The sequence below is a fragment of the Paraburkholderia sp. RCC_158 genome (genome assembly GCF_041355255.1).
In the GTDB taxonomy this organism is placed as follows: Bacteria; Pseudomonadota; Gammaproteobacteria; order Burkholderiales; family Burkholderiaceae; genus Paraburkholderia; species Paraburkholderia graminis.
In genome coordinates, this window is sequence record NZ_JBFUPM010000009.1 from 66,965 (window position 1) to 80,319 (window position 13,355).

Below are 13,355 nucleotides of genomic sequence, written 5' to 3' on the forward strand. Positions count from 1 at the left end.
GTGACTAGAAATTTGACGTGAGCGCGGTTCGATGCGGTGGATAGGACAGCGCAATTGCGCATCCGGGCCCTCCGATTGAAGCCTTCGAGCCTGGCGGGCGGCCGGCGAATATATGCTGATTCGCGGTACCCGTCGCAACGCTCCTCGAAGACGAACGGCGATTGTAGCAAATTGGGATGGGTGTGGGGCGCGGGGCGGAGGCGCTTGTGGGGCGGCGGATGAAGGGCGCGAAGCGGCGGCGGCTTGTGACTTCAGGCTCGTGTTTGTTTGACTGCGGCCGCTGCTAAGGCTCAGGCCACAGCTTGGTTGCCGGCGCAGTTACAGACAGACGCCGCCCCACCTAACCGCGCAACTTCAGGACGGCTTTCCTCCCGCCGTGGCAGCGGCCTCGCCCGCCGCCGGCGTCGTGGCCTCGGCGGCGAGATCCGCGCCCCGCAACTGCGCGATGCCCGCTTGCGCCCTCTCGAGAAACCGAAGCGAAAAAGAGAACGCGTCGGTCACGTCGGCGGGCGACGGCGTCAACCAGCCAAACGCAATGCGGAAGTACCGCTCGGCGTGAATGCCCGCGTGGTAATGCATGCGCACGCGCTTCACGTCCGGCAGCCGCGGATTGCCGAACATCTCCCGCAGCGCCCACGAGAACGCGCCATCCTCGCCGCCGATACGGCGAAACGCGTCATCCATCGGAAAGCCGCCGAGCGCCGCGTACACCGCACGGCGCACCACGAGACTGCTCGGCACCGTGTTGCTGAGCGTCGCCGCGTGCTGCGCAAAATCGGGGTGGCCGGTGATGTCGGCGGGGAAATCGACGTACTCGACGTCGAGCCGCACCGACACCTGCTTCGGATAGTGCGCGAGAAACCCGCTTGCCGCAGTCAGCGCGCCGGGCAAATATTCGTCGTCGGCATCGAGAAAGGCGAGCAGATCGTGCGACGCGTGCAGCGCGCCCCAGTTGCGCGCCCGCGCCGCGCCGCCGTTGCCCGGCATGCGCAGCAGTTGCACGCGCGGGTCGATGTTTGCGTATTGCTGGACCAACTCCGCGGACGCATCGGTCGAACCATCGTCCACCACAATGATCTGCGCGGTCTCCGGCTGAATGCGGCAGCTCTCGAGCGCGCGGGCGAGCGTGGACGCGCCGTTGTAGCAGGGAATAACGATGCAGATAGCAGAAGCGGGCGTCATGGGGAAGCGGCGGCAGCCGGTCGCGTGAAAGGTGGCAATCGTAGCTCGCGGTTCGCACCGCACGTCTCAATATTAGGCGCGCGTTGCAAGGCCGAGCGATTGTCGAAGCCGCCCTCGCCGTCATAAATGCCATGACTTACAATCGCCCGATTCATTCCAATATGGAATCGGGAGCCCGACCGTGGAACTGCGTGCGCTGCGCTATTTCGTCGAAGTCGTTCGTCAGCAGAGCTTCACCGTCGCCGCCGAGCAGATGTTCGTCACCCAGCCCACCATCAGCAAGATGGTGAAGTCGCTCGAGGACGAGATCGGCTCGCCGCTGCTGCTGCGCGACGGCCGGCAGATGGTGCTCACCGACGCCGGCCGCATCGTCTATCAGCGCGGTCAGGAGGTGCTCGCCGCGCACGCGCAGTTGCAGGCGGAACTGAACGATCTCGGCACGCTGGGCCGCGGCGAGCTCACCATCGGTATTCCGCCGATGGGCGGCTCGCTCTTCACGCCGGCCATTGCCACGTTCCGCCAGCGCTATCCGAAGATCGAGCTGAAGCTGTTCGAGCAGGGCTCGCGCGCCATTGAGACGGCGCTCATCAACGGCGAGCTCGAACTCGGCGGCGTGCTGCAGCCGGTGGACCCGGCCAATATCGACGTGCTGCCGATCACTCGTCAATTGCTTTGGCTCGTCGCGCGCACCGGCTCGCCCTGGGACGAATTGCGCGAAGTGCCGCTCGCACAGCTCGCGAACGAGCCGTTCGTGTTCTACGGCGAGAGCCTGGCGCTCAACGACGTCGTGCTAAACGCGTGCCGCGTCGCCGGATTCGCGCCGACTATCGTCGGACGCAGCGGACACTGGGATTTCATGGCGGCGCTGGTGCTTGCCGGCGTCGGCATCGCGTTGCTGCCCGCGCCTTATTGCCGGCGGCTCGATCCCGCGCAGTTCACCTGCCTGCCGGTGGTCGAGCCGGAGATTCCATGGGAAATGGCGATGGGCTGGCGCCGCGACGGCTATCTGTCACACGCGGCGCGCGCCTGGCTGGAGGTGGCCCGCGAAACGCTGCCCGGCCGCGCCGGCGACGACCTGATGCTCGGCCTGACGGGCATCGCCGCGCCGCTTCAGGCGCCGCGCGCGGAATGACAAATGCCGCCCGGCGGGTGCCGGGCGGCATGGTGGTTGGGATTGAGCGTCGCCCGCCTTGCTGCAGCCGGTGACGCGCCACCGACATTACTGCTCCGCGTGAAGCGCGACCGGCCTTCTTGCTGCGCATGAGGCGCCCTCCGGGCATGCTGCTGCGCGCCGAGCGCCAGCGGCCTTTACTGCTGCCCGTGATTCAGCGCCGCCATCGCTGCTGTGCGCCGGACGCCACCGCCTTACGGCTGCGGCTCAGGCGCCCTCGCCCTCACTGCTGCGCGCTGAACTCGATGCGGCGATTGGCGAAGCGTCCGCTAGCCGTGTCGTTGCCGGCGATCGGGTGCGCCTGGCCATAACCTTGGGCGCGAAGCGAGTCGCCCGGTACGCCGGCTTTGACCAGATACGAGCGAACCGCTTCCGCACGTTCCTTCGACAGTTGCAGATTGGCCTGCTCGCCGCCGACGTTGTCCGAATAGCCCGCCACTTCGAGCTTTGCGACGCGCCCGTTGCGCGCGCAGGCGTTCAGCACGCGCGCCGACTGGCCCAGGTCTTCGTTAGCTGTCGCCGGCACACGCGCGCTCGAGCTTCCGAAGTTGATCACCTGCAGGTTGAGCACTTTAGCGATATCGGCCGCGACGCACGTCGGGTTGCCCGTCAACAGAGCCTTGACCGCGCTGCGAAAATTCGCGGTTGCCTGTTCGACGGCGTGATCGGGGTCGAACGCGCCGACGTCGTACGAGGCGCCGAATAGCGACTTCAACGCGCTCTGCCAGCCCAGTTTGGCGTTCGCAGCCGCGCCGCTCAGTTCGATCCGCGTGCCGTCGAGTTTCAGTTCCGCGCCGGGCACGCTCATCAGCGGCACGAGGCCGTCGAGGCGCGCGAGCCAGTCGGCCGGCTTGGTGGCCGGGTCGACGGTGATGTTCGCGCTGTAGTTGTTTTGGCCGAGGCGCTTGGTCAACTCGTCGATGAGCTTCGTCTTTTCGGCCTCGCTGCCGACCGTCGCGGTGAACGTCGGCTTACCCGCTTCGTTCACGCTGAACGCGAACTGGCTGTTTTTGGACGGCGCCGCGGCGACGCCCGGCTGATGCGCGTCGCTCGTGGCAATTGCGCGGGCCGCGCCGTTGGCGGCATTTGCGGCGCTCGGGCCGCTTGCGCCGTTCCCGACGCTCGCGCCACTTGCCGCGCTCGCCCCTCCAGCAACACCCGCCCCGCTCGCCGCAACCACCGACGCAGCCGCAGACGCCGCATCCACAGCCACAGCCGCCGACGCCGCGGCGTCCTGCACGGTGCCCGTCACCATCGACGCGACGCCGTCGCTAGCCGCGACTGCCGCTGCAAGCTCACCGGACGCCCCGACCGCCGCCGAAGCCGGCTGCGCCGCTACAGGTTGCGCGCTCTCACCGACCGCATCGCCAGCACGGTGTTGCAGTTGCGCGAAGCTGTCCGGAAACAGATAAGCCAGCAACGCGGCGCCGAGCCCGAGCGCCAGCAGCAGCCACCACAGCCACGCGTGCGAGCGGCGCTTTTCGCCGACCACCGCGTCCGCCGGCACATGAACCGCCGCAGTCACTTCCGGGGTGGGTTTCGCCGCCGGCATCGGATGCTCGATATGCGCCGACACCGCCTTCAACTGCCCGAGCACGCCGCCGGTAAAAGCGCCAACCGTGCCGAGCCCGAGCGCGCCGAGCAGCCGGTCGTTCAGATACGGCGCGATGAGCGGCATCTGATGGCTCAACAGCGCCGGCAGTTGGCCGACGCTGCCCTGGCTTTTCAGCAGATGCTGTTTGAGCATGCCCAGCATGGTCGCGCCGACGATGCCCGTGATCGCATGCGTGGCGTGCGACGGCACGCCGGTTTGCACGGCGACTTCGTCGCTGAGCGACTCCGCGCGGCGGTCGAGCGAACGTTCGAGCAACGCGCGCCCCGCACCTTCGAGTTCGCTCACGCCGCGCGTACTGTCCGTCAGATGCGGCAACTGTTCGGCGATTCGCGCGTCGACATCGGGCGAGACGGCGGTGGCGAACAGCGAGCGCGCGCCCTCAAGCGTCGCGGCCTTGTGCATCAGCCCGGCCAGCAGCGCGGGCGCGGCGGTGGTCACCACGGCGCGCGTCGCTTGCGGCGGCAAGCCGATGCGCTCGCCCAGTTGCGCGACCACTTCGTCCGTCAACGCGGACTGGATCGCGTGAATCAAATTGATGCTCATGCCTTCGCTTCCTGGAGTTCCAGGACCCGCCACCTGACGCGCCCCTAGTTGCGCGGCGATTATAGGTATCCGGAAGTCTCATAAAAGGAACGGCACAATTTATGACGATTTAGACGACGTTCGCACTGGTTCTCTCATAATTGACGTCGGAAATGCGGCAGTTCGAGCGGGCGCACCGACACGTTCACGCCGCGCTGGCCGTCGGCGCGGCGCTTGCCACTGCGCCGGCCTGCTCCACCGTCTGCGGCCGGCGACGGCTCGCCGTCATCAGCTCGGCCGCGCGTTCGCCGATCATCACCGTGGGCGAGTTGGTGTTGCCGCCGATCAGCGTCGGCATCACCGATGCATCGACGATCCGCAGTCCCTCGACGCCTCGCACGCGCAATTGCGGATCGACCACCGAGCGCGCGTCGCCGCCCATCCGGCAGGTCGCGACCGGGTGATAGATCGTGTCCGCGTGCTCGGCGATGGTCTGGCGCAACTGTTCGTCGGATTGTCCGGGCCGCGTGTACAGTTCGCGGCCGCCGTGCAGCGCAAGCGACGGCGCGTCGAGAATGCGCCGCGCCATCTGCACGCCTTCGACCAGCAGATCGAGATCGCGCGAATCGCTGAAAAAACGCGGGTCGATCACGGGCGCCACGCGGGCATCGGCGCTCGCGAGCGTCACCGAGCCGCGGCTAAACGGCCGCAGCACGCACACATGCAGCGAATAGCCGTGGCCCCAATGCATGTGCCGGTTATGGTCGTCGACGAGCGCCGCGCAAAAATGCAGTTGCAGGTCGGGCCGCTCGAGCGTCGGCCTGCTCTTCAAAAAGCCGCCCGCCTCGGCGACGTTGCTCGACAACATGCCGCGGCCGTGGCGCATGAAGGTGACGAACTGCGGCACCATCCGCGCGATGCCGCGCACCGAGAAACCGGTCGGCTCGATCGACGACACGCGCTTGTTGATCGTGAAATCGACGTGGTCGATCAGGTTCTGGCCGACTTCCGGCGCATCGTGCAAGACCTCGATGCCATGCGCTCGCAGATGCCCGGCCGGCCCGATGCCGGAGCACATCAGCAATTGCGGCGAATTGAACGCGCCCGCCGCGAGCACGACTTCGGCGCGCGCGGTCAGTGTCTCGCGACGGCCGCCGCGCACCACATCGACGCCGCTCGCGCGCTTGCCGTCGAACACCACGCGCAGCACCGTGGCATCGGCGATCGTATGGAGATTGGCGCGCTCGCGATCGTAGATATAAGCGCGCGCGACGCTGCAACGCCGGCCATCGCGCTGCGTGACCTGATAGAAGCCGATGCCTTCCTGATCGGCGCCGTTGAAGTCGTCGTTCGGCTTGTAGCCGGCTTCCATCGCGGCCTGCACGAAGCGCTTGGAAAACGGATTCCGGTAGCGCAGATCCGACACGGAGAGCGGGCCGCTGTCGCCGTGCCACGCATCGGCGCCGCGCTCGTTGCCCTCGGCGCGGCGAAAGTACGGCAGCACGTCCTGCCACGACCAGCCGTCGCAGCCCAGTTGCGCCCATTCGTCGTAATCGAGCGGATGGCCGCGCGTGTAGATCATCGCGTTGATCGCGCTCGATCCGCCGAAGCCGCGCCCGCGCGGCTGATAGCCTCGCCGGCCGCCGAGTCCCGGTTGCGGCGTTGTCAGATAGCCGTAGTTCGTCCTGAGCTTGTTCGGCACGACCGCCGCGACGCCCACCGGCATATTGACGAACAGGTTGCGGTTCGTATGCGGGCCCGCTTCGATCAGGGCAATCGTCGCGTCGGGACAGTTGTCCGCGAGACGGCTCGCGAGCGCGCAGCCGCCCGAGCCGGCACCGACGATGATGTAGTCGTATTCCATCGCTCCTCCTGATGGGCGCGTTGTCTGCGCACCCTGTCTCGTGCACACTTGTCTACGTGTGTTTCCCGGCATTGTAGGGACGGTTCGGAGGCCGCGGCGGCTTCGCGTCAGAGCAATTACTCTAAACCTAAGGGCCCCTGCGCCCCTATGATGAAAGACCCGCAGACGCCCGCCGCGCGGCGGCTTGCGGGATTCAAACAGGGTCGGTGAGCGATGTGCTTTTGGCGCACGGTGAGTCGGTCGCAATCAAACGGCGCGGCGCGGACGCATGCTAACGACTGCGCACGGATTGCGCGCCGATGCCGCAGCGAAAACGCATAGAGCGCGCACAGACAGCGCACGCAAAGCGCCCACTTGGCGCAAACGCCGCGCGATAAAAAACCCGCGCCGGCGCCCTTGCCGCGAACACGCGGCGAACGGAGACAGCAGATGCAACGCCATAGCTTCGGCCAGACTCACGAGGTCACCAATCAGGTGCCGCCGCTCGCGGACTACAACCTCTTTTCCACCGACGCCGCGCTATCCGCCGCGCTCGAACGCGACGGCGCCGCATGGCATCGCGACGCGCTGCTGCGGCACGGCGCGGCGCTGACCACGCCGGAGACGCTCGCGCTCGCCGAACTCGCCAACCGTCACACGCCCGAGCTTTCGACGCACAGCCCGCGCGGCGAACGTATCGACGCGCTCGAGTTTCATCCCGCGTGGCATGAGCTACTCGCGCTGCTGCGTCGCGAGGGATTGCACGCGCTGCCGTTCTCCGACCCGCGGCCGGGCGCGATGGCCGCCCGCTGCGCTGGGTACTTCCTGCATGCGCAGATCGAGTCCGGCTCGCTGTGCCCGTTGACGATGACGTTCGCGAGCATTCCGGTATTGCAGCGCGAGCCTCAACTGTTCGAGACGTTGCGCGACAAGCTGTATGCGCGCGGGCACGATCCACGCGATGTGCCGCTCCCACAAAAAGCGTCCGCGATGATCGGCATGGGCATGACCGAAAAACAGGGCGGCTCGGACGTGCGTAGCAATCAGACCCAGGCGCGCGCGATCGCCGCCGGCGGCCGCGGCGGCGCCTATGAACTGGTCGGCCACAAATGGTTTTTCTCGGCGCCGCAATGCGACGCTCATCTGGTGCTTGCGCGCACGCACGATCACGTCGGCCTGTCGTGCTTTTTCGTGCCGCGCTTCACGCCCGACGGCAGCAAGAACGCCGTGCAGATCCAGCGTCTGAAAGACAAGCTCGGCAATCGCTCGAACGCGAGCAGCGAAGTCGAATTCCTCGACGCGTTCGGCATCATGATCGGCGACGAAGGACGCGGCGTGCCGACCATCATCGAAATGGCGAACTACACGCGGCTCGATTGCGTGATCGGCAGCGCGGCGCTGATGCGCGCGGCGCTCGTGCAGGCGATTCATCATGCACGCCATCGCAGCGCGTTCGGCCGCAATCTCGTCGATCAGCCGTTGATGCGCAATGTGCTCGCCGACCTCGCGCTCGAATCGGAAGCGGCCACCGTGCTGTTCATGCGGCTCGCGCAGGCGTTCGAGCAATCCGCCGATGCAGGCACAGCGACGTCCCCGGCCGATTCAGCGGCTGCATCCGCCGAGCGCGCATGGCGGCGCATCGTGACGCCGGCGGCGAAATACTGGGTTTGCAAACGCGCGCTCGAATTCACCGGCGAAGCGATGGAAGTGTGGGGCGGCAACGGCTACGTCGAGACCGGTCCGATGGCGCGCTTCTATCGCGAGGCGCCTGTCAATTCGATCTGGGAAGGCTCCGGCAACGTGATGTGCCTCGACGTGCTGCGCGCGATGGAGCGCGAACCCGACGCGGCGCAGGCGCTCTTCGCGCAATGGCAGGCCGATGCCGCCGCGCATCCTGCGTTGAGCGCGGCGCTCGGCAAACTCGCCGCGACGCTCAACGGATCCGCCGAACATCGCGAGGCTTCGGCGCGGCGCATCGCGCAGCAGATCGTGCTGATCGCGCAGGCCACGCTGCTCGTGAGGCATTCGCCCGCCGTTGTCGCGGAGGCCTTCATTGCCACCCGTCTCGCGGATGGCTGCGGCGAAAGCGGACGCGTCTACGGCACGCTGCCCGCCACGTTCGATCACGCGGCGATCGTCGAACGCGCTTTTCCGGTTTGAAACCGCAGCAGCCGCGCGCAACAAAGCAACAACACCAATAAGCGCATCTTTCATCAGGGAGTGGTGAACAATGAAGAACGATTTGCCCGAGGTCGCCGCGCTGCAAGCGCTGCTTGGCGATCAGCGTCATGCGTATTTGCGTGCGCCGTATCCGTCGTGGGAAACGCGCGCGGCGCATCTGCAAGCGCTGCGCAAAGTGCTGCTCGATAATCGCGACGCGCTCGCCGACGCGATGAGCGCCGACTTCGGCAATCGTGCGAAACAGGAAGTGCTGCTTGCGGAATTCCTGCTGGTGAAGGAGGAAATCGACGCGGCCCTGCGCCACGGCAAACGGTGGATGAAACCGCAGCGCCGCCGCACCAACAAATGGCTGCTGCCGGCCCGCGCGAAAGTGGTGCCGCAGCCGCTTGGCGTGATCGGCATCATCGTGCCGTGGAATTATCCGGTGCTGCTTGCCGCCGGGCCGCTCATCAGCGCGCTCACCGCCGGCAATCGCGCGATCGTCAAGATGTCCGAACTAACGCCGCGCACGTCCGCGTTGTTCGAGCAGTTGATCGGCCAGACCTTCGCGCGCGATCACGTCGCGGTCGTCAACGGCGATGCCGCGCTTGCCGCGGCGTTCAGCGCGCAGCCCTTCGATCATTTGCTGTTCACGGGATCGACGAAAATCGGCCACGAGGTGATGCGCGCCGCCGCCGAGCATCTGACGCCGGTCACGCTCGAACTCGGCGGCAAATCGCCGGCGATCATCGGCGCGCACGCGCGTTTCGAGAATGCCGTGGATAACCTCATCGCCGGTAAGACGCTCAATGCCGGGCAGACCTGCGTCGCGCCAGACTACGTGCTCGTGCCGCGCGGCAAGGAGCAGACTTTCATCGAGCGGGCGCGCGTGCGGATGGCGAAGATGTACCCCGGCTTCACGCACAACCCGGATTACACGTCGATTATTTCGCCGCGCCACTTCGAGCGGCTCGAGCGTCTCGCGGACGAAGCCGAGGCCGCCGGCGCGCAGTTGCATCCGCTCACCGACAGCACGCCGGATGCTGCGAGCCGCCGCTTTCCGCCTGTCGCCGTGACGAATGCGCCCGCCGATTGCGAGTTGATGCGAGAGGAAATTTTCGGGCCGCTGCTGCCGATCGTCGCGTATGACACGCTCGACGACGCAATCGCGTGGATAAACGCACGGCCGCGCCCGCTCGCGCTTTATCTGTACGCCGACGACGCCGCGACCATCGAGCGCGTCACGCACGAAACCATCGCGGGCGGCATGGCGATCAACGAAACGCTGATGCATCTGGCCTGCGAAAGCCTGCCGTTCGGCGGAGTGGGAGCCAGCGGAATGGGCGCTTATCACGGCTACGAAGGCTTCGTGACGTTTTCGAAGATGAAGCCGGTGTTGACGCAGGCGCGTCTGAACGCGCGCGGATGGATCGCGCCACCTTACGGCAAGCGCGTCAATGCGCTGTTGAGGTTGATGATGCGGTTTTGATTGCGGCTCGCTGCATGGTTGCGCAGTGGCGCGGTTACGCCGAAGCTCACCGCCCGTCACCCGCACCATCGATGTCGACCGCGACAACATCGGTGACATCCTCCACACCGCTCTTCGCGCTGCCCGACGCGGCCTGCGGCGGCTCGCGCTCCGCTCCGCTTTCCAGCCGATGCAGCCACGCCAGCAATTCGGCGACCGCCTGATAAAGCTGCGGCGGAATGCGCGCGTCGAGGTCCACCTGCATCAGCAGCGAGACCATTTCGGGCGCTTCATGCACGTACAGCCCGGCTTCCTTCGCGCGCTGCACGATCATGTCGGCGAGCATGCCGTAGCCCTTCGCGATCACGCGCGGCGCGGGATCGCCGCCATTGGCGTCGTAGACGAGCGCAGCCGCGCTGCGGCGATGTTTGCGGCTCATCACATGTCCCAGTCGAAATCGTCGGGCGGCGCGCGCCGGCCCTTTTCTGCCGCCGTGTTTGCCCCGCCATTCCCCGCCGCCGACGAAGCCGCAGCACCCGCGCCCGCCGAGGCCGATCGCGCATACGCCGACGCCGCTGCCTGAGCGGCCGCCGCAGCGCTCGCCGTCGCCGCGCCCGTCGCAGGCGCGCCGCCGCCGATCTCGCGAATCGTCAACACGTGCAACTGGATGCCCGCCGCCGCTAGCCGCTGACGAAAGCCCTCGCCCTGCATCGCAAGCCGCGCCGCGCCGCCCGGACTTGCCTGCACGCGCGCGACGAGGCGCATGCCGGTCAAGGTCAATTCGGCGTCGACGGTGCCGAGCGTCGGCAGCGACAGCGTCAGCCGCGTGCGCCACGGCTGGTCCTCTTCGCTGGCCGTGCCGCCGCCGCTGCGGTCCCACTCGTCGCCGTCCTGTTCGATGGTCCAGTCGAGTTTCGCGCCGGGCCACGCTTCGCCGGTCCAGCGGAACTGGCCGGTCGCAAGCAGATCGAGCTGCTGACGCACAAGCGGCACGGTCGCGGGATGAACCGCGGCGGCTTGCGCCGTCTGCTGCGAGCTGCCGTCCGCCGCTGCCGACGCGGCGTTGTGCAAACCGGCATGCGTCGATTGACCGTTCAGGTCGGACAGCGAACTCGCGAGCACTTCACCGGCGGCGAAACGCGCGGCGTGCGCCGTGTCGATCGACGGCATCGCGCGGCCGGCGCTCGTGCCGGCATTCGCATTGGCCGAGTTCGCGGAATTCGCGAAATTGCCGGCGTTCGGCGTCGCACCGTCAGCCGCCCCGTTCGGCGCCGCGCCCATGCCCGGCCTTGCGCCTGCGCCGGCATTGGAAGCAGCAGACGACGCATCGCCCGCCCCGCTTCCCCAGTTCAACGGCAATTGCGCCGATGCCGCCACGAGCTTGTTCTGCGCCTCGCCGGCGAGCGTCTCCGGCGAGCGCTGGCCGCTCAGCCATTGGGCGAGATGTGCTTCGTAGAAGAGACCGCTGTTGCCGACCGTCTGCGCAAGCGCGGCCGCGAGCGCCGCAACGGGCACTTGCGCCGCCGCGACATTGGCAGTGGCCGCCGATGCAGCGGCGTTCGAAGCGAGATTGGGAGCAGCAGGCGCGTCGAAGAGCGGCAAAGCGCCGACTTCGACGTCGAGTGCCGGAGCGGCGGGCCAGATCGGCGTCTGGCCGACAATCGCCGGAGTCGCCTCGCCGCCCGAACGCACGATCGCGTTGAGCGTCAGCGCGACGGCGGACAAGGCCGTTTGCGCCGAAGGCTGCGGCGGCGCGGGCGGGGCGAGCGGAGCCGAAGTGGTCGGCGCGGTCTCGACGTCCGGCGCGCCGGTTTGCGTGGTGGCGGCGCTGCCGGGACCAATGTTCAGCAGGCTGTCGACGCGGGTCGCGAGCAGCGATGCGAGGGCCGTGTCGATTCCGTTCATGCCGATTCCTTGGTCACATTGGCGGCAGCGCGCTCAAATTCGTTCAGTCAGGCGCCTCGCGGCTGCATCGCGGCTAGATCGCGGCCACCGTCAGCGCGCGCCGTAAAGCTCCTTCAGCACCCGCGACGGCCGTCCGCCGAACAGCGCCGACAGCTTCGCGAGGCTCGGATTGGCGAGGTCGCGGATCGCGGCGTCGTCGGCGAGAATCTGGCGGATCAGCGCGTACTTGCGCAGGCGCTCCGTCTCGTCGAGCTTGACGCCCGTCTCCGCCTCTTTCAGCGCGTCCACGAGTTGCCGGTATTCTTCCTGCAAGTGCACCAGGTCGTTCCACAGGGCGCGTCGGGCAGCCATCAGCATGCGGCAGGACAACGCTGCGATGGCCTCGTAGCGGGCAAAATATTCTGCGTTCGATGTCATCTCATGCTTTCCGCGGCCGGCTGGGCAGCCATCCGCGCTATCTCCGGGGCAATCCCGATCCATGCCTCTTCGAGCGTCGCCAGTAGACCGTCGACCTCGACCAGCATTGCCTCGCTCGCTTTTATATTGGCTTCCAGCAGCCGGCGCGACATATAGCCATATAACGCGTTCAACCGCTGCGCAATCTCGCCGCCCACCTCAAGGTTGAGCGACTGCTGCAGCCCGCTTTCGACGATCTGAATCGCCTTGCCGATCGCCTCTCCACGACCGGCGACATTGCCCTGCTGCACGTGCATCCGTGCTTGCGCGATAGCCTGCCTGGCTCCCTGATACAGCATCACGATCAGACGATGCGGACTCGCGCCCATCACCCCTGTCTCGACGCCCACGCGTGCGTACGCATTGGCTCCAGAGTGTCCTGGGGAAAACATCGGCGCTCCTCCTCAATTGCAACTACGGTTGGTCGTGGCAGCCCATCGGGATGCGTCGCCGCGTCCCGGATTCATGCCTGTATCTGGTTATCGGATACGCAGCGAGAAAGCTTTAGGCCGGTGTAAGGAGGATTAAGGGGTCAGGCCGCGCGTGCTCGCGCATGCTCAAGCGAGCGGCGCGGCGCATGCAGCAGGTTGCGGCCGTGGCGGGCGGAACATTCTTGCCGCCGCGGCCGCCAGCGTTCAGACCTGCATCTGCATGATGTCGTTGTAGGCGGACACCAGCTTGTTGCGCACCTGCAGGCCGAACTGGAAGCCGACGTTGGCCTTCTGCATGTCGACCATCACGTCGTTCAGCGACACGTTCGACGCGCCGAGCTCGAACGCCTGCGATTCGCCGATCGCCTTGGTCTGATCGCCGCTGATCTTGTCCAGCGAGGCCTTGAGCGCCGACGCAAAGCCGCCGGCCGTGGCCGCGCCGGACTCCCCTGCGGCCGAAGCGCCGGCCGCCGCGGTGCTGCCGCCGGTCGCCTGCGCAGCCATCGAATGCAACTGTTGCAGCGCCGACGAAATCGCGTTCACGGGCAAAGTCATGTTCTCTCCAGTAATGACGAGCGGCACGACCAAACCGTACCGATCTG

The 13,355-nt window shown here is 67.0% G+C and carries 11 protein-coding genes and 1 riboswitch; of the genes, 3 read left to right on the forward strand and 8 right to left on the reverse strand.

The features are described from left to right. Positions 1-12 precede the first annotated feature (12 nt). A riboswitch (S-adenosyl-L-homocysteine riboswitch) is annotated at positions 13-152 on the reverse strand. Between the two features lie 202 nt (positions 153-354). Further along, positions 355-1,182, reverse strand: a complete 828-nt coding sequence (locus AB6809_RS18930; RefSeq protein WP_371026952.1) for a glycosyltransferase family 2 protein — start codon at positions 1,180-1,182, stop codon at positions 355-357. Between the two features lie 181 nt (positions 1,183-1,363). On the opposite strand from AB6809_RS18930, the gene AB6809_RS18935 reads away from it, so the two are divergent. Next, on the forward strand, positions 1,364-2,314 hold the full coding sequence (locus AB6809_RS18935) for a LysR family transcriptional regulator (RefSeq protein WP_006052546.1): 951 nt from the start codon (positions 1,364-1,366) through the stop codon (positions 2,312-2,314). Between the two features lie 262 nt (positions 2,315-2,576). On the opposite strand, the gene AB6809_RS18940 is transcribed toward AB6809_RS18935, so the two are convergent. Both AB6809_RS18940 and AB6809_RS18945 read right to left on the reverse strand, forming a co-directional pair. Further along, on the reverse strand, positions 2,577-4,511 hold the full coding sequence (locus AB6809_RS18940) for an OmpA family protein (protein WP_371026953.1): 1,935 nt from the start codon (positions 4,509-4,511) through the stop codon (positions 2,577-2,579). Positions 4,512-4,695: 184 nt separating this feature from the next. Further along, on the reverse strand, positions 4,696-6,354 hold the full coding sequence (locus AB6809_RS18945; RefSeq protein WP_371026954.1) for a GMC family oxidoreductase: 1,659 nt from the start codon (positions 6,352-6,354) through the stop codon (positions 4,696-4,698). A 429-nt stretch (positions 6,355-6,783) separates the two neighbouring features. Here AB6809_RS18945 and AB6809_RS18950 point away from each other — a divergent pair, with 429 nt between their 5' ends. Further along, positions 6,784-8,493, forward strand: a complete 1,710-nt coding sequence (locus AB6809_RS18950) for an isovaleryl-CoA dehydrogenase (protein ID WP_371026955.1) — start codon at positions 6,784-6,786, stop codon at positions 8,491-8,493. Positions 8,494-8,563: 70 nt separating this feature from the next. After that, positions 8,564-9,982, forward strand: a complete 1,419-nt coding sequence (locus AB6809_RS18955; RefSeq protein WP_371026956.1) for a coniferyl aldehyde dehydrogenase — start codon at positions 8,564-8,566, stop codon at positions 9,980-9,982. A 46-nt stretch (positions 9,983-10,028) separates the two neighbouring features. On the opposite strand, the gene AB6809_RS18960 is transcribed toward AB6809_RS18955, so the two are convergent. From AB6809_RS18960 to fliE, 5 genes are all read right to left on the reverse strand, one after another. Continuing rightward, on the reverse strand, positions 10,029-10,400 hold the full coding sequence (locus AB6809_RS18960; RefSeq protein ID WP_006052541.1) for an EscU/YscU/HrcU family type III secretion system export apparatus switch protein: 372 nt from the start codon (positions 10,398-10,400) through the stop codon (positions 10,029-10,031). Next, entirely contained in the window at positions 10,400-11,866 is a 1,467-nt protein-coding gene (locus AB6809_RS18965) for a flagellar hook-length control protein FliK (protein WP_371026957.1), read from the reverse strand. Before AB6809_RS18965 ends, AB6809_RS18960 begins: the two co-directional genes overlap by 1 nt. A gap of 90 nt (positions 11,867-11,956) precedes the next feature. Beyond that, a complete protein-coding gene (locus AB6809_RS18970) occupies positions 11,957-12,283 on the reverse strand; it encodes a flagellar protein FliT (protein ID WP_006053248.1) in 327 nt (108 codons plus the stop codon). Further along, a complete protein-coding gene (gene fliS, locus AB6809_RS18975; protein WP_006053247.1) occupies positions 12,280-12,714 on the reverse strand; it encodes a flagellar export chaperone FliS in 435 nt (144 codons plus the stop codon). The genes AB6809_RS18970 and fliS overlap by 4 nt, the downstream gene beginning before the upstream one ends. Before the next feature lie 243 nt (positions 12,715-12,957). Then, positions 12,958-13,308, reverse strand: a complete 351-nt coding sequence (fliE, locus tag AB6809_RS18980) for a flagellar hook-basal body complex protein FliE (protein ID WP_053858865.1) — start codon at positions 13,306-13,308, stop codon at positions 12,958-12,960. Positions 13,309-13,355 lie beyond the last annotated feature (47 nt).